Annotated in this window: 20 protein-coding genes; 15 read left to right on the top strand and 5 right to left on the bottom strand. The window is 71.9% G+C overall.

Annotated elements, in window-relative coordinates; all coding sequences use genetic code 11:
• The first annotated feature begins 85 nt into the window (after positions 1–85).
• Positions 86–319 (top strand): helix-turn-helix domain-containing protein, encoded by a 234-nt coding sequence (locus SM611_RS03330; protein ID WP_371947277.1) that lies wholly within the window; start codon positions 86–88, stop codon positions 317–319.
• A 36-nt stretch (positions 320–355) separates the two neighbouring features.
• On the opposite strand, the gene SM611_RS03325 is transcribed toward SM611_RS03330, so the two are convergent.
• Positions 356–1,261 (bottom strand): RNA polymerase sigma-70 factor, encoded by a 906-nt coding sequence (locus SM611_RS03325; RefSeq protein WP_371947276.1) that lies wholly within the window; start codon positions 1,259–1,261, stop codon positions 356–358.
• Between the two features lie 188 nt (positions 1,262–1,449).
• Here SM611_RS03325 and SM611_RS03320 point away from each other — a divergent pair, with 188 nt between their 5' ends.
• Positions 1,450–2,946 carry an MFS transporter gene (locus SM611_RS03320; protein ID WP_371947275.1) on the top strand — a complete coding sequence of 499 codons (1,497 nt, stop codon included), beginning with the start codon at positions 1,450–1,452 and terminating at the stop codon, positions 2,944–2,946.
• Positions 2,947–2,955: 9 nt separating this feature from the next.
• Here the strand turns inward: SM611_RS03320 and SM611_RS03315 are convergent, their stop codons facing one another.
• Positions 2,956–3,429, bottom strand: coding sequence for a MerR family transcriptional regulator (locus SM611_RS03315; RefSeq protein WP_371947274.1), 474 nt, complete (start codon positions 3,427–3,429; stop codon positions 2,956–2,958).
• Between the two features lie 28 nt (positions 3,430–3,457).
• On the opposite strand from SM611_RS03315, the gene SM611_RS03310 reads away from it, so the two are divergent.
• The gene (locus SM611_RS03310; RefSeq protein WP_371947273.1) at positions 3,458–4,228 is read left to right on the top strand and encodes a methyltransferase domain-containing protein; all 771 of its coding nucleotides are present in this window, start codon (positions 3,458–3,460) and stop codon (positions 4,226–4,228) included.
• 41 nt (positions 4,229–4,269) lie between these two features.
• Here the strand turns inward: SM611_RS03310 and SM611_RS03305 are convergent, their stop codons facing one another.
• Positions 4,270–6,096 carry a 5'-nucleotidase C-terminal domain-containing protein gene (locus SM611_RS03305; RefSeq protein ID WP_371947272.1) on the bottom strand — a complete coding sequence of 609 codons (1,827 nt, stop codon included), beginning with the start codon at positions 6,094–6,096 and terminating at the stop codon, positions 4,270–4,272.
• A 439-nt stretch (positions 6,097–6,535) separates the two neighbouring features.
• On the opposite strand from SM611_RS03305, the gene SM611_RS03300 reads away from it, so the two are divergent.
• The 5 genes from SM611_RS03300 to SM611_RS03280 are packed head-to-tail and all read left to right on the top strand — an operon-like array spanning position 6,536 to position 12,194.
• On the top strand, positions 6,536–8,155 hold the full coding sequence (locus SM611_RS03300; RefSeq protein WP_371947271.1) for an AMP-binding protein: 1,620 nt from the start codon (positions 6,536–6,538) through the stop codon (positions 8,153–8,155).
• Entirely contained in the window at positions 8,152–9,384 is a 1,233-nt protein-coding gene (locus tag SM611_RS03295) for an acyl-CoA dehydrogenase family protein (RefSeq protein WP_371947270.1), read from the top strand. Before SM611_RS03300 ends, SM611_RS03295 begins: the two co-directional genes overlap by 4 nt.
• Positions 9,385–9,406: 22 nt before the next feature.
• Positions 9,407–10,165, top strand: coding sequence for an enoyl-CoA hydratase/isomerase family protein (locus tag SM611_RS03290; RefSeq protein WP_371947269.1), 759 nt, complete (start codon positions 9,407–9,409; stop codon positions 10,163–10,165).
• 8 nt (positions 10,166–10,173) lie between these two features.
• Positions 10,174–11,127: a VOC family protein gene (locus SM611_RS03285; protein WP_371947268.1), complete on the top strand. Its 954-nt coding sequence runs from the start codon at positions 10,174–10,176 to the stop codon at positions 11,125–11,127.
• On the top strand, positions 11,118–12,194 hold the full coding sequence (locus SM611_RS03280; RefSeq protein ID WP_371947267.1) for an acyl-CoA dehydrogenase family protein: 1,077 nt from the start codon (positions 11,118–11,120) through the stop codon (positions 12,192–12,194). Before SM611_RS03285 ends, SM611_RS03280 begins: the two co-directional genes overlap by 10 nt.
• 43 nt (positions 12,195–12,237) lie before the next feature.
• Here the strand turns inward: SM611_RS03280 and SM611_RS03275 are convergent, their stop codons facing one another.
• Positions 12,238–12,714, bottom strand: a complete 477-nt coding sequence (locus SM611_RS03275) for a MarR family winged helix-turn-helix transcriptional regulator (RefSeq protein WP_371947266.1) — start codon at positions 12,712–12,714, stop codon at positions 12,238–12,240.
• A 388-nt stretch (positions 12,715–13,102) separates the two neighbouring features.
• On the opposite strand from SM611_RS03275, the gene SM611_RS03270 reads away from it, so the two are divergent.
• Positions 13,103–13,306 carry a hypothetical protein gene (locus SM611_RS03270; RefSeq protein WP_371947265.1) on the top strand — a complete coding sequence of 68 codons (204 nt, stop codon included), beginning with the start codon at positions 13,103–13,105 and terminating at the stop codon, positions 13,304–13,306.
• Positions 13,307–13,448: 142 nt separating this feature from the next.
• Here SM611_RS03270 and SM611_RS03265 read toward each other — a convergent pair whose 3' ends face one another.
• Positions 13,449–14,774 (bottom strand): hypothetical protein, encoded by a 1,326-nt coding sequence (locus tag SM611_RS03265; protein WP_371947264.1) that lies wholly within the window; start codon positions 14,772–14,774, stop codon positions 13,449–13,451.
• Between the two features lie 191 nt (positions 14,775–14,965).
• Between SM611_RS03265 and SM611_RS03260 the strand changes: the two genes are divergently transcribed.
• The 6 genes from SM611_RS03260 (at position 14,966) to SM611_RS03235 (ending at position 21,331) form a co-directional block, all read left to right on the top strand.
• Positions 14,966–16,159: a sensor histidine kinase gene (locus SM611_RS03260; protein WP_371947263.1), complete on the top strand. Its 1,194-nt coding sequence runs from the start codon at positions 14,966–14,968 to the stop codon at positions 16,157–16,159.
• Positions 16,160–16,230: 71 nt separating this feature from the next.
• Positions 16,231–16,995 (top strand): LytR/AlgR family response regulator transcription factor, encoded by a 765-nt coding sequence (locus tag SM611_RS03255; protein ID WP_371947262.1) that lies wholly within the window; start codon positions 16,231–16,233, stop codon positions 16,993–16,995.
• A 182-nt stretch (positions 16,996–17,177) separates the two neighbouring features.
• Positions 17,178–17,465 carry a hypothetical protein gene (locus SM611_RS03250; RefSeq protein ID WP_371947261.1) on the top strand — a complete coding sequence of 96 codons (288 nt, stop codon included), beginning with the start codon at positions 17,178–17,180 and terminating at the stop codon, positions 17,463–17,465.
• Positions 17,462–19,192: a sodium/solute symporter gene (locus SM611_RS03245; protein ID WP_371947260.1), complete on the top strand. Its 1,731-nt coding sequence runs from the start codon at positions 17,462–17,464 to the stop codon at positions 19,190–19,192. Before SM611_RS03250 ends, SM611_RS03245 begins: the two co-directional genes overlap by 4 nt.
• Positions 19,193–19,355: 163 nt before the next feature.
• On the top strand, positions 19,356–19,724 hold the full coding sequence (locus SM611_RS03240) for a DUF485 domain-containing protein (RefSeq protein WP_371947410.1): 369 nt from the start codon (positions 19,356–19,358) through the stop codon (positions 19,722–19,724).
• Entirely contained in the window at positions 19,721–21,331 is a 1,611-nt protein-coding gene (locus SM611_RS03235) for a monocarboxylic acid transporter (protein ID WP_371947259.1), read from the top strand. The genes SM611_RS03240 and SM611_RS03235 overlap by 4 nt, the downstream gene beginning before the upstream one ends.
• Positions 21,332–21,513: the final 182 nt, after the last annotated feature.

Below are 21,513 nucleotides of genomic sequence, written 5' to 3'. Positions count from 1 at the left end.
TCGCCGTCACCGAAGGGGTGCCGATCTTCGAACTGGCCATCCCGTGCGAGGTCTTCGGCTACGAGCGTCCCGGCCTGGCCGGCTGGTGGTACGACTTCCGCCTCTGCGCCGCTTCCACGCCACGACCGGCACGACCCCGATGGCCTGGCTGCGCGGCATCCGCATCGACCACGCCCGCGAGCTGCTGGAGACGACGACCCTCCCGATCGACCAGATAGCCGACCGCTCCGGCCTCGGCACCCCCGCCAACCTCCGCCACCACTTCACCCGCACGGTAGGCGTCTCCCCGAGCGCCTACCGCCGCACCTTCGCCCGCTGAAAGCGGGTCTACGACGGGCCCCGTCCGATCGAGCGGTCAGCGGCTCAGGGGGGTCTCGTGGGTGATGCGGGAGAGTTTCTCGGGGTTGCGGACGAAGTAGAGGCCGGTGATCAGGGCGTTCTCGACGCGCAGGGCGAGGATGCCCTCCGTCGCTCCGTCGCGCCGCAGCACGAGGGCCGGGCCGCCGTTGATCTGGACGGGCTCGACCGAGAGGCCCGCGCCGAACTTGCGGAGGCCGAGGGTCAGCAGGCGGGCCACCTTGTACGCGCCCACGACGGGGCGCGGGACGGCGCGCTTGAGTCCGCCGCCGTCGGCGAGGGCGACGACGTCCGGGGCGAGGATCCCGAGGAGGTTCCGCAGGTCGCCGGTATCGATCGCCTGCTGGAACGCCTGGAGCGCGGCTCGGGTCTCGGCCTGGGAGACGACGTCGCGGGGGCGGCGCGCGGCGACGTGGGAGCGTGCCCGGTGGGCGATCTGGCGGACGGTGGCGGTGGCCTTGCCGATGGCTTCGGCGATCTCGTCGTAGGGGAGGTCGAACACCTCGCGCAGTACGAAGACGGCGCGTTCGGTCGGGGTGAGCGTCTCCATGACCAGCAGCATCGCCATCGAGACGCTGTCGGCCAGTTCGACGTCCTCGGCGACGTCCGGCGTGGTCAGCAGCGGTTCGGGCAGCCAGGGGCCGACGTAGGACTCCTTGCGGCGGCCGAGCGTGCGCAGCCGGGTCAGCGCCTGGCGGGTGGTGATCCGGACGAGGTAGGCGCGCTGGTCCCGGACGGTGCCGAGGTCGACGCCCGCCCAGCGCAGCCAGGTCTCCTGCAGGACGTCCTCGGCGTCGGCGGCCGAGCCGAGCATCTCGTAGGCGACGGTGAAGAGCAGGTTGCGATGGGCGACGAACGCCTCGGTCGCGGCGTCCATGTCGGACGGCTCGGTGTGCGCGCTCATGGGGCCTGCCAGTTCGGTCGATGGGGTGGCGCTCGTGCAGAAGACGCCGGTGCCGTCTCATGTGTGACATCCGGGTCGGGTGGCATACGTCACTGTCACAGGGGCCGGGCGTCCGGCATCTCGTGTTCGTCAGGGCGCCGTGCGGACGGTTCGCGCGGCGCGTCGGCACCACGAGTGAGGACGAGGTCATGGCAATAACGAAGGCTCCGGTGGCCGCTTCGCGCCGCTGGGCCGCGCTGTTCTTCATCGGGCTGGCCCAGCTCATGATCGTTCTGGACGGCACGGTCGTGAACATCGCGCTGCCGTCCATCCAGCGGGACCTGGGCATCTCCGACGGCGACCGGCAGTGGGTCATCACCGCGTACACGCTGGCGTTCGGCGGGCTGCTGCTGCTCGGCGGCCGCATCGCGGACTACGCGGGCCGCAAGCGGACCTTCCTGGTCGCGCTGCTCGGCTTCACCACGGCGTCGGCGCTGGGCGGCGCGGCGTCCGGGTTCGAGACGCTGCTGGTCGCGCGGGCCCTGCAGGGCGCGTTCGGGGCGCTGCTGGGGCCGTCCGCGCTGTCGCTGCTGACGGTCATGTTCACCGAGGCCAAGGACCGCGCCAAGGCGTTCGGTGCGTGGGGCGCCGTCTCCGCCGCGGGCGGCGCGGTCGGGCTGCTGGCCGGCGGGGCGCTGACCGACTACCTGGACTGGCGCTGGTGCCTGTACATCAACATCCCGATCGCGCTGGCCGCGGGGATCGGCGGGTTCATGCTGCTGGCCGAGTCGAAGCGCGAGGGCAGGGCCAGGTTCGACATCCCCGGCGTGCTGCTCGTGACGGGCGGGCTGGTCGCGATCGTGTACGGCACCGGCCGGGCCGAGTCGGACGGCTGGGGCTCGGGGACCGTCGCCGGCCTGCTGGCCGCGGGTGCGGTGCTGCTCGCCGCGTTCGTCCTCGTCGAGCGCCGGGTGCCGGAGCCGCTGCTGCCGCCGCGCGTCATCGCCGACCGCACCCGCGGCGCCGCCTACCTGGCGGTCGGGCTGGCGGGGTCCGGGATGTTCGGGGCGTTCCTGTTCATGACCTACTACCTGCAGGTCGTCAAGGGCTACTCGCCGATCCGGACGGGCGTGGCCTTCCTCCCGATGATCATGACGGTCCTGGTGTCGGCGGGCGGGATCAGCGCCCGGCTGCTGCCCAGGGTTCCGCCGCGGGCGCTGATCGTCCCCGGCATGCTGATCAGCGCGGGCGGCATGCTGTGGATGCTCACCCTGGACCCCGGCACCGGCTACGCGGAGGGCGTGCTGGTCATGGGGACGCTGTTCGGGCTGGGTGCGGGCATGATCCTGCCGGTGGCGATGAACTACGCAACCCACGGCGTCGACCCGGGCGACGCGGGGGTGGCCTCGGCGAGCGTCAACGCCTCGCAGCAGGTCGGCAGCTCGATCGGCATCGCGCTCCTCAACACCATCGCGACCAGCGCGACCGTGGACTACCTCGCCGCGCACGGCCGGAGCCCCGCCGTCGCGAAGGAGGCGCTGGTGGACGGCTTCGGGGCGGGCAGCACGTGGGCCGCCGGCATCCTCGTGGCGGGCGCGCTGATCGTCGCCGTCCTGATGAACGCCCCGCGCCCCGAGGACCAGGCCGTCGCCGGGGACGCCGGGGACGCCGGGGACGCCGCCGAGCCGCTGCTCGCCCGCTCCTGATCGGCGCGGTCAGGGGGTCCCGGGCCGCGGGACTCCTTGATCGCGTGCTTCACCGGCCGGCCGCGCGGGCGGGGCCGCGCCCTCGGCCACCCGCTCGGCCACCAGGCGCCTGAAGTTCGGGCACTCGGTGATGTCCTCGTGGTCGCAGCCGAGAGCGCCCTCGATGAGGTCGAGGGACGCCTCGGCCGCCGCGATGCGGCGGCGGAGCGCGCCGGCCTCCTCGCGGAGGACGTCCCGCCGCCGTGCGGGGTCGCAGCCGGGCGCAAGGTGGGCGATGGTGCGCAGGGAGAGCCCCGCGTCCTTGGCGCGCAGGATCATCGCGACGCGGGTGAGGTCGCCGGCGTCGTAGCGGCGCCGTCCGGCGGCGTCGCGGGCGGGGCTGAGGAGGCCCAGCGACTCCCAGTGGCGCAGGACGTGGGTGGCGAGTCCGAAGTGCCCGGCGAGGGCGCCGATGCTCATCGGCTCGTGCCCGCTTGACTTCATGTCGGCATTAACTCGCATCCTGGCGTCCATGACCAGGGAAACGGACAAGGCCCGCGACTCGACGGACACCCTCATCTCGATGCTCGACGCGGCGGAGGACCTGCCGGGCGCCGTGGCGCTGCGGCGCCGCTCCTACGACCTGCTCGGCGCCGCACCCGGAACCTCCGTGGTGGACGTCGGCTGCGGCGCCGGGCGGGCCGTCGCGGAGTTGGCCGGGCGGGGCGTGCGCGCCGTCGGCGCCGACCCGAACGAGCAGATGGTCGCCGTCGCCCGCGGCCGGTGGCCGGACGCGGACCTCCGGCTCGCGGAAGCCCACGACCTGCCGTTCCCGGACGCGTCCATGGACGGATACCGGGCCGACAAGGTGTTCCACGTCCTGGCCGAGCCGGAGCGGGCGCTGGTGGAGGCCCGCAGGGTCCTGGCGCTCGGAGGGCGGATCGTCCTCGTCGGCCAGGACTGGGACACCGTCGTCGTCGACTCGGACGATCCGGACCTCACCCGCACGATCGTGCACGCCCGCGCCGATCTCGTCACCGATCCGCGCTCCGTCCGCCGGCAGCGCAACCTGCTGCTGGACGCCGGCTTCCAGGACGTGGAGGTCGAGGTGCACACCGGCGTGTTCACCGGGCCGGCGATGCTGCCCATGCTCATCGGGATGGCCGAGGCCACGTGCTCCAGCGGCGCCGTCACCCGCGAGCAGGCGGACGCCTGGGTCGCCGATCAGCGCACGCGCGCCGAGGACGACCGGCTCTTCCTGGCGTTCCCGATGTTCGTGGCGTCCGCGACCGCGCCGCGCTAGGCGACGGGACGTCAGAAGACCCGACGTCAGAAGACCCGACGTCAGAAGACCGGGGCGCCGTCGCGGACGAGCCGCCAGTTCTCCACGTGGAACGCGGCGGGGTCGATGGTCCCGGCGGCCGACGCGAATCCGACGATCGCCTCGCGAATCGCCACCTGGGCGTTGTAGACGACCTCGGCGGTGGCGATGTGCGGGAATCCGCCGCCGCCCGACTGGCGGTAGTTGTTCACCGCCACGACGAACTGCTGGTCGGGCGCGACCGGCGTTCCGTCATAGGCGAGACCGGCGATCCGGGAGCCCTCCGGTTCGGCGATGTCCACGTCGTAGGTGACGCCGGAGAGCTGGTCGTAGTTGTAGTCCGGCCGGTTGTTGGCGTTCGTCCAGGACGCCGGGTCGACGGGGGCGTCCGCGGCGGTCTGCTTGAAGTACCGGGCGGAGTACTCCAGGTAGTCCTTGATCTGGGAACCGGTGAGGACGCTCGCGAGGAGGGTGTTGTCGTAGATGTAGAGGCCCGCGATGTCCCTGATGGTCACCTTGCCGGCGGGGAAGGTGGCGGCCCGGCTGAAGGGCGCCGCGATCGACACCACCGGAAGGGACGCCTGCCCGGTGCCCGCGATCGCGTCCTTCACCGTCTCGATCTGGACGAGGTGGATGTAGTCGAGGATCGCGGTGTCCTTCCAGCAGGACTCCGCGGCCGACATCTCCTCGGTCGAGGTGGCCACCTCCTTGTTCACGTAGGTGATCACCGCGTCGTGCTGCTTCTTGACCAGCGTGACCAGGTGCGGGTCGTCCTGGACGGTGTTCGTGTTCACCGTCGTCGCCGACTTGTCCGCGACCGTCCAGCGGCCGCGCTCGTGGCGCAGCGTCAGGTCGAAGATCGAGAGGCGCTCGCCCCAGCACTTCGGCTCGCTCATCACCACGGACCGGCCGGTGGCCTTGTTGGTGACGAACCGCTCCGGGATCTCCAGGTGGGCGTGCCCGAAGAGGATGGCGTCGATGCCCGGAACCTGCTCGGCCACCAGCGCGGACGCGTTCTCGACGGGCAGGCCGTCGCCGTAGGACGACAGGCCGCTGTCGCCCGAGTGCGCGCTGACTACCACCACGTCGGCGCCCCGGGCGCGGATGACGGGGACCCAGCGCCGCGCGGTCTCCACCAGGTCCAGGAAGTCGAGCTTGCCGGAGACGTTGGCCTTGTCCCAGATGGCGATGCCCGGGTTCGTCAGCCCCAGGAGCCCGACCCGGATCGGCGGGTACCCCCGGACGTGCATCGTCTTGATGATGTACGGCCGGTAGGCGGGACGGCGGGTGCCCGCGTGGACGGCGTTGGCGGCCAGCACCGGCGCGTCCATCTGCCCGATCCACGTGTCCAGGAACGGGATGCCGTAGTTGAACTCGTGGTTGCCGAGCGCCACGGCGTCGTATCCGATGGCGTTCATCTGGAGGGCGATCGGGTGCGTCGCGCCGGTCTCGGTGATCGGTTCGACGGTGGCGTAGTAGAAGCCCAGCGGAGTGCCTTGGATGGTGTCGCCGGCGTCGAAGAGCAGGGTGCGGTCGCGTCCCCGGGAGGCGCGCACCTCGTTGACCACGCTCGACACGCGTGCCAGCCCGACCACGTTGCCGGCTGAGTCGCCGTACTCGGCGTCCTTGTAGTAGTCCCAGTTGACCGCGTGGCTGTGGATGTCGGACGTGCCCATCACGGAGATGGTCACCGACCTGTCGCGGCCGGGCGCGGTGGCGGAGGCGGAGGCGGTGCCGGGCCAGCCCGCCAGGGCGAGGGCGCCCGCGGCGGTCAGGCCGCCGAGGACCTGCCTGCGGCCGATCCCGTCCGGGACCCGGCACGAGCACCAGCGGGGCTGTGGATTCTGCATGACGCACCCGTTCCTTCCGCAGGGGGACGGCAGAACGATAGGCCCGTCGCCCGGGATCGATGCCGGCGAGATCCGCCGATCCTAGGGGCCGAACGTTGGCACTCCACGCCAATGCCGCCCGGCCGGAAGACGGCGGGCCGCGCGTCCGAATCACCGGCCAGGACGGATGTGGCCTGGGTCACAGTGGATGCGTACTGTCCCAGTAGATCCCCCTTAAAACCCCTTTATTCCTCTTTTGGCACTGTTGCCGGGTCTGGCATTTCGTGTTCCTCTATTTACGACAGTGTCCGATTGCGGATCGCTCCTGGCCGATTCCGCCCATCACGCATCGAGCACCAGGCATCGAGCACCACCCGTCGAGCACCCGCCATCTAGCCGCCAAGCCGGTCGGCCAAGCCACCGACGACGCACGCCAACGCAGCGAAAGCGGAGGGTCCGGATGCGCAAGGAGACGCTGGAGAGCTTCGTCCTCGGGGACGTCCTCCGGTCGCAGGCGCAGGTTCATCGAAGGCAGACGTTTCTCAAGTTCCGCGACGGCGAGGTCACCTACGGCGAGGTGGACGCCGCCGCCGACCGGCTGGCGCGCGCGCTGTCCGGCGCCGGCATCGGGCGCGGCGACCACGTGGGCCTGATGCTGCCCAACTGCGCCGACTTCGTCCATCTGGTGTTCGCGCTGGCCCGGCTGGGCGCGGTCGCCGTGCCGATCAACATCGCGTACCGGGGCGAGCTGCTGCGGCACGTCCTGGACAGCTCCGACTCCGGCTGGCTGATCATCGACGGCCCCTACGCGGAGCGGGTCGCGGACGTCGCCGGGCGGCTGCCGAAGCTCGGCGGCGTCCTCGTGCGGGACGCCGCCGGGGCCGGGGTACCGCTCGACCGGCTCGGCAAGCCCGCGAGGGAGCTGAACTCCCTGCCGGACGAGGGCGGCGCCGTCGAGGTGAAGGTCGGCTTCGGGGACATGCAGGCGATCATGTACACGTCCGGGACGACCGGGCCGTCCAAGGGCGCCATGGTCCCGCACGCGCTCGCGCTGACCTGCGCCTACGACTCGCTCGACTTCCTCGACCGGTGGGGCAAGACGATCTACTGCCCGCTGCCGCTCTTCCACGCCGCCGCGCTCTGGGACGGCATGCTCTCGGCCCTCCTCGGCGGCGGCTCGATCGCGATCGTCGAGCGGTTCAGCGCGTCCAGGTTCTGGGACGACGTGCGGCGCTTCGACGCGCAGGTCTGCATGAGCGTGTTCTCCATGATCCCGATCCTGCTGAACCGGCCGCCGACGTCGCGGGACCGCGACCACCGGCTGGAGACGTTCTACATGGGCAAGTCGAACCTGGACGAGCCCTTGCGGGAGCGGTTCGGCGTCCGGTCCGTGGAGACCTACACCAGCACCGAGGCGGGCATCGCGACCGGCAGCCCGTACGGGGAATGGCGGGTCGGCTCGTGCGGCCAGGCCCACGACGAGCGGTTCCACGTCGCGGTCGTGGACGAGCACGACCGCGAGCTCGGTCCGGGGGAGCCCGGCGAGCTGGTGCTGCGGCCGAAGCAGCCGTTCGTCCTGACGACCGGCTACTACGGCGACTGGGAGGCGACGACCCGCTGCTTCCGGAACATGTGGTTCCACACCGGAGACCGGGTATGGCGCGATGACGACGGGTACTTCTTCTTCCTCGACCGGATGAAGGACGCCATCCGCCGGCGCGGGGAGAACATCTCGGCCTTCGACCTGGAGACGGAGATCAACCAGCATCCGGCGGTGCTGGAGTGCGCCGCGATCGGCGTGCCCTCGGAACTGGAGGACGAGGACATCAAGGTGTCGATCGTGGTGCAGCCCGACACCGGGCTCGACCCGGAGGAGCTCGTCGCCTACTGCGAGGAGCGGCTGCCGCGCTCCATGGTCCCGCGCTACGTCGAGTTCGTGGACGCCCTGCCGCGCACCCCCACCGACAAGGTCGCCAAGTACAAGCTGCGCGCGCAGGGCGAGGCCGGGATCACCGACACCACCTGGGACCGGGAGGCGGACGGCGAGCAGCCGCGGGACGGGAAGGCGGGCGGCCGGTGAACTGGGACGACACGCCCGAGCAGGCCGCGTTCCGCGAGGAGGTGCGCGCCTTCGTCGCGGAGCGGTTCCCGGCGTCGTACCGTCCGGCGGTGGACGAGGAGCAGAGCCTCGAACCGGAGGACGTCGCGGGCTACAACTGGCCCGTCGACCGGGTCGCCGACGACCCGGGACGGCGCGAGGGCGCGCGGGAGTGGGCGGCGGCGCTGGCCGAGCGCGGCTGGATCGCGCCGCACTGGCCGGCGGAGTACGGCGGCGCGGGGCTGTCGCCGCTGGAGGAGTTCGTCCTGCACGAGGAGATGATGCGGGCGCGGGTGCCGGTCGTGAACGGCATCGGCGCGTTCCTCCTCGGCCCGACGCTGCTGGTGCACGGCACCGAGGAGCAGAAGGCGCGGCATCTGCCGCCGATCGCGGCCGGCCGGGCGGCCTGGGCGCAGGGCTTCTCCGAACCCGGCTCGGGCTCGGACCTGGCGTCGCTGCGCACCCGCGCGGTCCGCGACGGCGACGACTACGTGGTGGACGGCCAGAAGGTGTGGACGTCCCTCGGTCAGTACGCCGACTGGCTGTTCGTCCTGGTCCGCACCGACCCCGACGCGGACAAGCCCCACCGCGGCATCACGTTCCTGCTCGTCCCGGCCGACGCGCCCGGTGTGACGATCCGTCCCATCACCGACATCCGGGGTGCGGCGCCGTTCTGCGAGATCTTCTTCGAGGGCGTCCGGGTGCCGGTGGCGGACCGGGTGGGCGAGGAGAACCGCGGCTGGTACGTCGCGATGTCCGCGCTCGGCTTCGAGCGCGCCGGGATCGGCGCCACGATCAAGTACGAGCAGGCGCTCGCCGAGCTGACGGCCTACCTGCGCTCCCCGGGCGGACGGCGGTTCGCGCGCACCACTCCCGCGCTCCGCCAGGAGATCGCGCGGCGGCGGACGGAGGTCCGCGTCCTGTACAACCTGGCCCGCTACACCGTGTCGCGGCAGGCGGCGGGCGACGAGCCGGACTTCGAGGCGTCCATCAACCAGCTGTTCGGCGCCGAGCTGCACCAGCGGCTCGCCCGCACCGGCGCCCGCGTGTTCGGCCGATCCGCCGCGCTCTGGGAGCGGGACGGCGCCCCGCTCAATGCCGTGTTCACCCACATGCGCCGGGATTCGGTGGCCTCCACGTTCCTGGGCGGCACCACCGAGATCCAGCGCAACGTCATCGCCACCCGGGGCCTGAACCTGCCCCGCGGCTGATCACCAGGAGGAGAGCGACCCCATGCCCGACGAGAACGCCTACGAGACCGTCGACCTGCGGATCGAGGAGCGAGTCGCCTGGCTGACGCTCAACCGGCCGGACAAGCTCAACGCACTGACGCCCACGACGATGACGGAGCTGCGCGACATCTTCACCCGCGTGGACGACGACGAGGACGTCTGCGTCGTGGTGCTGCGCGGCGCGGGCGAGCGCGCGTTCTGCGCCGGGATGGACCTGTCCTGGTCGGAGAAGCTGACCCCGCGCGAGCGGATCGAGCAGGGCCGGCTCGGCGAGAAGACGTTCGCGATGATGGAGCGGACGTCGGTGCCCGTGATCGCGGCCGTGCACGGGTACGCGGTCGGCGGCGGCCTGGAGCTCGCGCTCGCGGCCGACTTCATCATCGCCTCCAGCGACGCGAAGATGGGGCTCGTCGAGATCACGCTGTCGGCGCGCCCGCCGTACCGGCCGAAGATGACCGAGGACGGCGACCCCGACCAGCCCGAGTTCGGCGGGTCGGCGCCCGGCTGGGGCGGCGTGAAGCGGCTGCCCGAGCGGATCGGCAAGGCGCGCGCCAAGGAGCTGCTGTTCACCGGCGCGCGGATCGGCGCGGACCGGGCGCTGCGGCTCGGCCTGGTCAACGACGTCTACCCGGCGGACGAGTTCGACAAGCGGATCGGCGAGCTGGCCGAGCGCATCGCCGCGATGAACCGCTACAACCTGCGTCTCGTCAAGGAACTCGTCACCTACGGCTACGACTGGATCGAGCCGCACCCGAGCTAGGAGGACCCGTGCAGATCTACCGCATCGATCATGTGGCGCAGGTGACCCCGGACCTCGACGCGCAGGTCGCGCTGCTCTCCGGGCTGTTCGGGTTCTGGCACGTCCGGAGCTGGGACGCTCCGGGCGAGGGCGTGCGCGGCGCGCGGCTGGAGATCCCCGGCAGCCGGGGGCAGGCGTGGGAGGTGGTCGCACCCGCAGGCGAGGGCTCGTCGTTGCGGACATGGCTGGACGAGCACGGCGGACGCCCGGGGCTGCACCACGTCGGCGCCGAGGTGCCCGACCTCGAAGCCGTCCAGGCCGAGCTCGAAGTGCGCGGCATCAAGGCGACCGACGGCGCGCGGGGACGCTGGCTGGAGGCGTCGCTGAGCCCGCCGGAGCACGGCCCCGGCGTCCTGTGGCGGCTGCGCGGGCCGGGCAGCCTCGACATGTGCGGCGATTCGCCGGCCGCGTCGGCCGTTTCGTCGACGGCGGGAACGGCGCCGCCGGACGGGCCGTCCCTCGGGATCGTGGCGCTCGACCACATCTGCCAGGCGTTCCACGACCGCGACGAGCTCGCCCGCTGGTACCACGACCTCGCCGGGTTCGTGCAGGTCTGGCGGACGGCCGACGAGGAACATCCCGACATGGCCGACCTCGTCCTGAACATTCCGGGTTCGGCGATCTGCTGGGAAGTGATCATGCCGCGCGGGGAGGACTCGTTCATCGAGCGGTTCCTCGCCAAGGGCGGGCCCGGCGCCCACCACGTCACCTTCGAGGTCTCCGACTGGGACGCGGCGATGGCCGCCTGCGCGCACCACGGGACGCCCACCTTCGACGACGAGGAGGGCGTCACGGACGGCGCCGCCTGGAGGCACACGTTCGTCCATCCGAAGCACACCGGCGGCGTCCTCGTGCAGCTTTTCTGGGAGGAACGGCCGGGCGTCTGGGTCCGCTCCGACAAGGTGCCGCCGCGATGGACCTGAGCCTGACCGAGGACCAGGAGCTCATCGCCTCCACCGCACGCGAGGTCCTGGCGTCCCGCGCGGCGACCGCCGGCGCGCGGGCGCTGGAGGGCGACGCGGCCGGCTACTCGGCCGCGCTGTGGAAGGAGATGGTCGAGCTCGGCTGGACGGGGCTCGCCTTCCCGGAGGAGCACGGCGGCGTGGGCGGCGACTTCCTGGACGTGTGCCTGCTGTTCGAGCAGCTGGGGTACGCGCAGGTCCCGAGTCCGCTGCTGGCGTCGGTGGCGTGCTGCGGCATGCCGGTGGCCCGCTTCGGGACGTCCGCGCAGAAGGAGCGCTGGCTGAACGCAGTCTCGTCCGGCCGGATCGTCACCGCCGCGCCGCTTCCCTGGGACCGTCCCGGGGAGGGGCCGGTGGCCGCACGGGACGGCGACGCCTTCGTGCTCGACGGCACGGCCACGTTCGTCCCCTTCGCGGGCTCCGCCGAGCACATCCTGGTGGTGGCGCGGCTCGACGGTGAGCCGCGCGCGTTCTGGGTGGACGCCTCGGACGTCACGCTCCGGCCGCTCGGCACGATCGGCGCCGACCGTCCCTGCCATGCCGAGCTGGACGCCGTCCGGGCGGTGGACGCTCTCGGCGCCGGTGCCGCCGACGCGATCTCGCTTTTCGGGGCCGCCGCGATCTGCGCGGAGATGGTGGGGGCGGCGCAGCGCGTCCTGGACATGACGGTCCAGTACGCGACGGAACGCGAGCAGTTCGGGAGCGCGATCGGGTCGTTCCAGGCCGTCCAGCACCACTGCGCGAACATGGCGATCGACGTGCTGGGCTCCCGGTTCATCGCCTACGAGGCCGTCTGGCTGCTGTCGGCGGGCCGGGACGCCGCGCAGGAGGTGGCGATGGCCAAGGCGTGGGTGAGCGAGGCGTACGAGCGGGTGTGCGCGCTGGGCCACCAGGTGCACGGCGCCATCGGCTTCACCGAGGAACACGACCTGCACTTGTTCTCCGAGCACGCGATGGGGTCGTCCCTGGCCTTCGGTGACGCCGACCTGCACTACGACAACCTGGCCGACGAACTGAACCTGCACTGAACCGGACGTCAGACGCCCGGCCGGCACGGACCGGCCGGGCGTCTCACGATTCGGCGGCCCAGGGGGTGCGGGCCTGGGCGTGGTGATCGACCACGCGGGTCAGCAGCCGGACGAGTTCGTCGCGTTCGGCCTGCGAGAGCGGGGCGCACAGGTCGTCCTGGATCTGCGTCAGGACGCCTTCGAGGTGCGCGAGGTGGCGCTCTCCTTCGGCGGTGAGGGTGATGATGTTCCGCCTGCGGTCGCCGGGGTCGGGTGCGCGCACGATCAGGTTCTTGCCGGCCAGTTCGTTCAGTGCCGCGACGACGTCGCTGCGGTCGATGCCCGTGCGGCGGCCCAGTTCGGCCTGGCTGGCGGGACCGTGCTCCGCCAGCGCGGCCAGCAGCCGGTAGTGGTGGCCGCGGGCGCCGGCGGCGGCGAACCGTTCGGCCACCAGGCGGTGGCTGTGCGCGGAGGCCTGGTTGATCAGCCAGCTCGGCGCGTGGCTGAGCCGCGCGAGCGGCGTCTGGTCGCCCGTCATCATGCCCGCCACCCTACCGACTTGTTGGTGGCCCCCACGATGACCTATGGTTGGTGATGCCAACGTTGGCACCACCAATCAAGGGAGCAGGCGTGATCAAGCCTTTCCGCATCGACGTCCCGCAGGCCGACCTCGACGACCTGGCCGACCGGCTGACCCGCACCCGCTGCCCCAACGACCCCGCAGACCATCGGCTACGCGCTGACCGACTCGCCGGTCGGCCAGCTCGTCTGGATCGCCGAGCGGTTCGCGCAGTGGACCGACCCCGCGACGCCGGTCGACGACGACCGGATGCTCACCGACATCTCGCTCTACTGGCTGACCGCGACCGCGGCCTCCTCGGGCCGGTTCCATCTACGACACCCCGCGGGGGAGCGGGGCGCCGTGCCGCGTGCCGCTCGGCGTCGCGGTGCTCCCGCACGACATCACGCAGTCCGTGCGGCCGCTGGCCGAATGCCTCTACGACGTCAGGCACTGGTCGGAGTTCGAACGCGGCGGCCACTTCGCCGCGATGGAGGTCCCCGACCCGTTCGCCGCGGACGTCCGGGACTTCTTCCTCACCCTCCTGAAGGACGACCGGCCTGCCGCCCGCTAGGGCGGTGACCACGAACGTCGGCAGGATCGTCCCTACGTTGACCTGCGGCGTGTCGTTGTTATCGGCCTCGCCAAAACAACGACACGCCGCAGGTCAACGCACCCGGCAATGGAAACGCCCGGCCGGGCGCCGACGGGACGGGTTATTGGGGGATGGTGGAGTAGACCATGCGCTTGCCGGGGTGCTCGCCGACCGTCCAGAAGGTGCCCAGGGTGGGGCTGGTCGCGGTGCCGTTCGGCCAGTGGGAGAGGTCTTCGGGGCCGATGCTCAGCGACTGGCTGCCCGCGACCTTCAGCGTCGTGGTCGAGGACGTCGCCTGCTCGGTGGTGTAGAGGGTGCCGGCGCCGGTCTCGCCGTGGCTCTGGCTGAGGTACCAGCGCCCGTTGAAGCGGGTCGCGCCCTGGATGTTGCTGTCCGGCAGCCGGTGCGCGACGTCGGCGTTCCAGCGGTACGAGGTGTTCATGATCAGGTTGTTGTTCCCGTCGAACGCGTCCGCGATGGGCCAGGCGGCGACGCGTCCGTTGGTCGCCTCGCCGCCGGCGCAGTACTCGCCCGCGACGAGGTGGTCGGTGCCGCTGCGGTCGAGGGAGACGTAGGAGTAGTTCGGCGACCCGTCCGACGCGGTGCACTTCGTCCCGGTGGACGCGGTGCGCGTCCAGGAGCCGATCTGCGGCATGACGTAGCGGTAGCCGTAGCCGTAATAGGTGCCCGAGTGGTAGCCGATCAGGTGGTCGCCGTCGGTGGTCCCGTTCTCGGACGCGCCCAGGTCGAAGATGCGGCGCATGTCGAACACGCGGAACCCGCGGCCGGTGTCGGCGACGAACAGGTAGTTGCCGTACCAGAGGATGCCGCCCGCGTGCAGCGCCTTGGTGTAGTCCTCGCTGGCGCTGTCCTGCGACACCCGGACCGCGTCGTAGTCGATGATGCCGGTCTTCTCCTGCGGGTACACGAGGAGGACGTGGCGGTACGCGCCGCTGTTGGGGTTCATGAAGCTGACGCGGACGCCCTTGACCTTTCCGTCCGCGTTGTTGTCGTGGTCGTACCAGCTGACGAGGACGGGCTGGTAGCCGTCGCCCCATACCTTGTCGCCCTGCATGTCGGCCACGGTGGTCACGCCCTGCGGGTACCACTGCGTCGTGGCGTTGTCGCCGTCGTTGAAGCAGACGCTCTGCGCGATCCGGACGGAGCTGCCGCCGGCGATCGCCTTGGGCTCGCAGGCTTCGGCGATCCCGGCGGGATCGTCGTCGTCCTTGCGGTTCAGGTCGTTCATGATGTCGGTGACGGTGCCCTTCTTCAAGGGAAGGGCGTCCGCGCGGTCCTGCAGTCCGGTGCCGTTGGCGTTGGGACGGAGCTGGAAGTTGGACAGGGACAGCTCGTCCGCTGCGGCGGGAGCCTGCAGGGCGGCCACCACGGGGATCGAGAGGGACAACGCGGTCAGCGGGGCCAGTACAAGGCGGCGCCAGGTCATGCACACTCCTCGGAGCCGGGGGGAACCTGACCGGCCTGGGAGCTCGGGAGCTGGACGTGGCCGGTCGGGATTTTCCTGACAGACCGTCCAAAGTTTCATGATCGTCCGATATGTCCAACCGTCCAGGGCAGATTCCGGCGAGAAGTGATCAGCTTCACTTTTCGGAGCGAAGGCGGCATAGGTTGGCCCGCATGGACGTGGTCGTTGCCGTCGCCGCGACGCTGCTGGTGACGTGGGTTCCGGCGCTGCTGTGGTGGCGGCGGCAGGGGCGGGAGGGTGATCTCGGCGGCCCCGCGCACCGGGCGACGTTCGAGATGCTGCACACCGCGTCGCGGGCCGCGCCCGCGTTCCGCGGCGGGCTGACCGAGCAGGGCGCGCAGAAGGCCGCGCGGCATCTGCGCGCGCTGCTCGACTGCCCCGCGCTCGCGATCACCGATGGGGAGAGGCTGCTGGCCTGGGACGGCGAGCACGACCACCACGCGGCGGAGGGCCTCGCGCACGCCGGGGTCACGCTCGGGAACGGGCGCACGCAGGTGCACGACGTGCCCTGCGACCGGCTCGACTGCCCGATCCGGCGGGTCGTGGTCGTCCCGCTCGCCACCGACGACCGGGTCATCGGCACGCTCGCCGCGTACGGGGAGGACGTCCCGGCGGGACTCATCCGCGCCGCCGAAGAGGTCGCGCTGTGGGTCGACGCGCAGCTGGAGCTCGCCGAGCTCGACCACTCGCGGGCGCTGCTGATGGAGGCCGAGATGCGGGCGCTGCGGGCCCAGATCTCGCCGCACTTCATCTACAACTCGCTGACCACCATCGCGTCGTTCGTCCGGTCCGATCCGGAAAGGGCGCGCGAGCTGCTGCTGGAGTTCGCCGGTTTCACGCGCTACTCGTTCCGGCGGCACGGCGACTTCACCACGCTCGCCGAGGAGCTGCGGTCGATCGACCGGTACCTGCTGCTGCAGCGCGCCCGGTTCGGGGAGGAGCTCCGGGTGACGCTGCGGATCGCGCCCGAGGTGCTCCCCGTCGCGGTTCCGTTCCTGTGCCTGCAGCCGCTGGTGGAGAACGCCGTCCGGCACGGGCTCCAGGACCGGTCGGAGCCGGGCCTCATCACGATCGTCGCGGAGGACGCCGGGTCCGACTGCGTGATCAGCGTCGAGGACGACGGGATCGGCATGGACCCGGAGGAGGTCCGGCGGCTCCTCGCCGGGGAGCGGCGCACCCCCGCCGGAGGGCCGGACGAGACCGGGATCGGGCTCGCCAACGTCGACGACCGGCTCCGCCAGGTGTACGGGGACGAGTACGGCATCGCCGTCGAGACCGGGCCCGGCGCCGGGACCAAGGTGATCGTGCGCGTCCCGAAGTACCGTCCGGGCGTCACGGCCTCTTGACTGCCGTGCCGCCGCCGACTGGAATGTGGCGAACGGCACGGGGGAGACGGCACGGGGAAGGGGACGGTGCGGTGGGCCTGCGTGTCCTTGCGGTGGACGACGAGCCGCCCGCCCTGGACGACCTCGTCCACCTGCTGAGCGCCGACCCGCGGATCGGCGAGATCCACACCGCCCGGGACGGCGCCGCCGCGCTGCGCAAGCTCGACCGGGCCCTCGCCGACGGGCGCCCCATCGCCGCCGTCTTCCTCGACATCCGGATGCCCGGCCTGGACGGCACCGTGCTCGGCCGCGTCCTCGCCCAGTTCGCCCGCGCGCCGCAGATCGTCTTCGTCACCGCCTACGAGGGGCACGCCGTCGACGCGTTCGAGATCAAGGCGACCGACTACCTCCTCAAACCGGTGCGGCCCGAGCGGCTCGGCCTGGCGATCACGCGGGTGACCGAGGCCGCCGAGGAGGCCGGCTGGGCGGACGCCGCCGCGGAGAGCGCCCCCGCCGAGCCGGAGCCGATGCCCGTCGAGCTGGGCGGAGTGACCCGGTTCGTCACCCCCGCCGAGGTGCTGTACGTCGAAGCGCAGGGCGACTACGCGCGGCTGCACACCTCCGGCGGCAGCCACCTGGTGCGCATCCCGCTGAACTCGCTCAGCGAGCGGTGGAGCGGCGCCGGGTTCGTCCGGGTGCACCGCAGCCACCTGGTCGCGCTGTCGGCGATCGAGGAGCTGCGGCTCGACTCCGGACGCTGCACGATCGTCGTCGGCGGCACCGAGCTGCCGGTCGCCCGCCGGCACGTCCGCGAGCTGCGCGACCTGCTGGTGCGCCGGGCGCGGAGGTCGTCCTGAGCCCGGGGGAGCCGCCGCGCGGCACCGCGCCGGGCGAGGTCCCGGCCGGGGGACGGCCGCCCGCGTCCCCCGGAAAGGCGGGCCGGACGCTCGTCACCGGGCCGCGGACCCGGACCGTCCGGCGGCCCCGCTACCCGGTCACCCGCGAGATCGACGAGCAGACCGGGCTCGGCGAGGCGTACATGCGCTCGCTCCTGCGCACCCAGCTGCGGCTCGCCGCCCGGCTCTGCCTGGTGCTCGCCGTCGTGGTGCTCGGGCTGCCGATGCTGTTCGCGCTGGTCCCCGAGGTGCGCGAGCGGGAGCTGCTCGGCCTGCCGCTGCCGTGGGTCGTGCTCGGCGGGCTGATCTACCCGTGGTTCGTCGTCTGCGGCTGGTGGTACGTCCGGCAGGCCGAACGCAACGAGGACGACTTCGCCGACCTCGTCGACCGCGCCGACCGGGGCGACGACCGGGGTGGGGAGCGGCCGTGAGCGCCGCCTACGGGCTGGCCGGCGTCCTGCTGGTCGTCGTCGCCACCGTCCTGATCGGCGTCCTCGGGGTGCGCATCTCCCGCACGACGTCCGACTTCTACGTGGCGTCCCGGGCGGTGACCCCGCTGCGGAACGCGTCCGCGATCGGCGGCGAGTACCTGTCGGCGGCGTCCTTCCTCGGCATCGCCGGCCTGATCCTGGCGTACGGCGCCGACATGCTGTGGCTCCCGGTCGGCTGGACCGGCGGATACCTCGTCCTGCTCGTCCTGGTCTCGGCGCCGCTGCGCCGCTCCGGGGCGTACACGCTGCCCGACTTCGCCGAGGCGCGGCTGGAGTCCATGGCGGTGCGGCGCGTCGCCAGCGTCCTCGTCGTGCTGATCAGCTGGCTGTACCTGCTGCCCCAGTTCCAGAGCGCCGGGCTCGTGCTGCGGACGGTCACGGGCGTCCCCGTGTGGACGGGCGGCGTGCTCGTGGCGGTCGTCGTCGCCGTCAACGTGCTCGGCGGCGGCATGCGCAGCGTCACCCTCGTCCAGGCGTTCCAGTACTGGATGAAGCTGACCGCGCTCGCCGTCCCGCTGGTGTTCCTGCTGCTGGCGTGGCGGGGCGACGGCGCGCCCGGCCTGTCGTCGGACGTCCCGCCGCGCTTCGGCGACCGCACCACCGTCGCCGTCGGCGTCGCGGTCACCGTCAACGTCACCACGCCCGTCCGGGTCGTCGTGGACGGGCACGTCGACGGGCGTCACTATGCGAACGCGCCGCTGGCCCTAGACCCCGGGCCGCACCGCATCGCGCAGGACACCTCCGTCACCTTCCCCGCCGGCGCCGACGTCCCGCACGTCAGCGGACGCCCCGTCACGACCGACCGGGAATGGGCGATGCCGCTCGACGGGCGCGACCACTCCCTGTACGCGACGTACTCGCTGATCCTCGCCACGTTCCTCGGGACGATGGGGCTCCCGCACGTCCTCGTCCGCTTCTACACCAACCCCGACGGGCGCGCCGCGCGCCGCACCACCGTCATGGTGCTGTCGCTGCTCGGCGCGTTCTACCTGCTCCCCGCCCTGTACGGGGTGCTCGGACGCCTCTACACCCCCGAGTTGCTGATGACCGGGCGGGCCGACGCCGTCGTCCTCACCCTGCCCGGACGGCTGATCGGCGGCGTCGGCGGCGACCTCCTCGGCGCGCTGGTGACGGGCGGCGCGGTCGCGGCGTTCCTGTCGACCTCGTCGGGCATCACCGTGTCCGTCGCCGGGGTGCTGGCGCAGGACATCCTGCGCGGCGGCGTCCGGTCGTTCCGCGTCGGGACGCTGCTCGCCCTCGTCGTCCCGCTGGGCCTGGCGATCGCGGCCAGGTCCCTCGCCGTCGCGGACGTGGTGGGGCTCGCGTTCGCCGTCGCCGCGTCCACGTTCTGCCCGCTGCTCGTCCTCGGGGTGTGGTGGCGGCGGCTCACCGTCCCGGGCGCGCTCGCGGGCCTCGTCGCGGGCGGCATCCTCGCGGGCACCGCCGTCATCGTGACGATCGCCGCCGGGCCGCCGGCCGGGCTCGCGGGCGCGCTGCTCGCCCAGCCCGCCGCCTGGACGGTCCCGATCGCGTTCACCGTCATGATCGTGGTGTCGCTGTGCACGCAGCGCCGGGTGCCGCCGGGCGTCGCCCGCATGATGGTGCGCCTGCACACTCCGGAGTCGCTCGACGTCGATCGGGGCACCTGGCGGCCCCGCCGGGTCTGACCGTTCATCGCGCCAGATTGACCGTTGAACGACGGGTTCAGCATTCCGCCGATGATGAGCGGCACCTTGCCGCAGCCGTGCCGCCGACCCCTCGTCCCCTCCGAGCTGGGTCTTTACGGTTGCGCGTGATTGGCGTCACAACAGAGGAGGGGCGGTCGTGTCCATCGATAAGAACGCCACCGGCACCGTCTATGAACGGTTCCAGGGCACGGCGGAGTTCCAGGAGCTCCGCCGCAGATTCCGCCGATTCGCATTCCCCATGACCGCCGCGTTCCTCAGCTGGTACCTGCTGTACGTCGTCCTGTCCGGGTGGGCGCGCGACTTCATGGGCACCGAGCTGTTCGGCTCCATCAACGTCGCGCTCGTCTTCGGGCTGCTGCAGTTCGTGTCCACGTTCGGCATCGCGTACCTGTACTCGCGGCACGCCGAGCGCCGCCTCGACCCGGCCGCCGACAAGCTCCGCGCCGAGATCGTCGCCGAGATGGCGGCCGAGGACGCGCAGGGCACGCAGACCGCGGAGGAGGCCCGATGAGCAACGAGACCCTGTCGATCATCCTGTTCATCGTGTTCGTGGCCGCCACCCTCGCGATCACCGTGTGGGCCAGCCGCAACACCAAGAACGCCACCGACTTCTACGCCGGCGGACGGTCCTTCTCCGGCGCGCAGAACGGCCTCGCGATCGGCGGCGACTACATGTCCGCCGCGTCCTTCCTCGGCATCGCCGGGCTGATCGCCCTGTACGGGTACGACGGCTTCCTGTACTCGATCGGGTTCCTCGTCGCCTGGCTCGTGGCGCTGCTGCTCGTCGCCGAGCTGCTGCGGAACTCCGGCCGGTTCACGATGGCGGACGTGCTCGCGTTCCGGATGAGCCCGCGTCCCGTCCGGACGGCCGCCGGCGTCTCCACCATCGTCGTGTCGATCTTCTACCTGCTGGCGCAGATGGTCGGCGCGGGCGCGCTCGTCTCGCTGCTGTTCGGCTTCACCAGCGACTTCGCCAAGGGCGCCACGATCGCGCTGGTCGGCGTCCTGATGATCATCTACGTGGTGTTCGGCGGGATGAAGGGCACCACCTGGGTGCAGATCGTCAAGGCCGTCCTGCTGATGACCGGCGCGGCCCTCATCACGCTGCTGGTCCTCGGCAAGTTCGGCTTCAACCTGTCCTCGCTGCTGAACGACGCCGCCGAGCAGAGCGGCAAGGGCGACAAGTTCCTGGAGCCCGGCCAGCGCTACGCCACCGAGGGTTCCGGCCTCACCGGCAAGCTGGACCTGATCAGCCTCGGCCTCGCGCTCGTCCTCGGCACCGCCGGGCTGCCGCACATCCTGATCCGCTTCTACACCGTCCCGACCGCCCGCGACGCCCGCAAGTCCGTCATGTGGGGCATCGGCCTCATCGGGGTCTTCTACCTGTTCACCCTGGTGCTCGGCTTCGGCGCCGCCGCCCTCGTCGGCTCCAAGGAGATCGCCAAGGTCAACCCGGCGGGCAACACCGCCGCGCCGCAGCTCGCCGAACGCATCGGCGAGATCGTCTTCGGCGACGCGGGCGGCACGATCCTGCTCGCGGTCATCGCCGCCGTCGCGTTCGCGACGATCCTCGCGGTCGTGGCGGGCCTCACCCTCGCCTCGTCCTCGTCCTTCTCCCACGACCTGTACGCCCACGTGTTCCGCAGGGGCAAGGCCACCGAGCGGGACGAGGTCCGCGTCGCCCGCATCTCCGCGCTGGTGATCGGGGCCGTGTCCATCGTCCTCGGCATCTACGCGCAGCGCCTCAACGTCGCGTTCCTCGTCGCCCTCGCGTTCGCGGTCGCCGCGTCCGGGAACCTGCCCGCGATCCTCTACAGCCTGTTCTGGAAGAGGTTCAACACCGCCGGCGCCACCTCCGCCATCTACGGCGGCCTCGGCGCCGCGATCTTCTTCGTGGCGTTCTCCCCGGTCGTGTCCGGCGACGAGAAGGCGCTGTTCACCGACCACGACTGGAGCTGGTTCCCGCTCAGCAACCCGGGCCTCCTGTCCATCCCGATCGGCTTCCTCTGCGGCTTCCTCGGGACCGTCCTCAGCAAGGAGTACAACGCGGCCAAGTACGCCGAGATCGAAGTCCGCTCCCTGACCGGCGCGGGCGCCGAGGCGGCCGTCAAGGACTAGCAGACCCGCCGCGCGGGCGACCGTCGCCCGGTCCCGCGCGGCCCGCGGCCCCGTCCCCTCACGCCCCCGGGACGGGGCCGCTCCATGCCCGGCCGCGCCCCGGACGCTCAGCCCTCATCCGAGCACCGGCCCCGGAACGTGATGCGACGATCCGGGGCCGGTGCCGCCGGTCATCGGGGTGA

Origin of the sequence: Actinomadura monticuli (assembly GCF_041463655.1) — a bacterium.
Taxonomy (GTDB): Bacteria; Actinomycetota; Actinomycetes; order Streptosporangiales; family Streptosporangiaceae; genus Spirillospora; species Spirillospora monticuli.
Note: the sequence above shows the minus strand (reverse complement) of the source record. Positions and strands in the feature narration are given on the sequence as shown.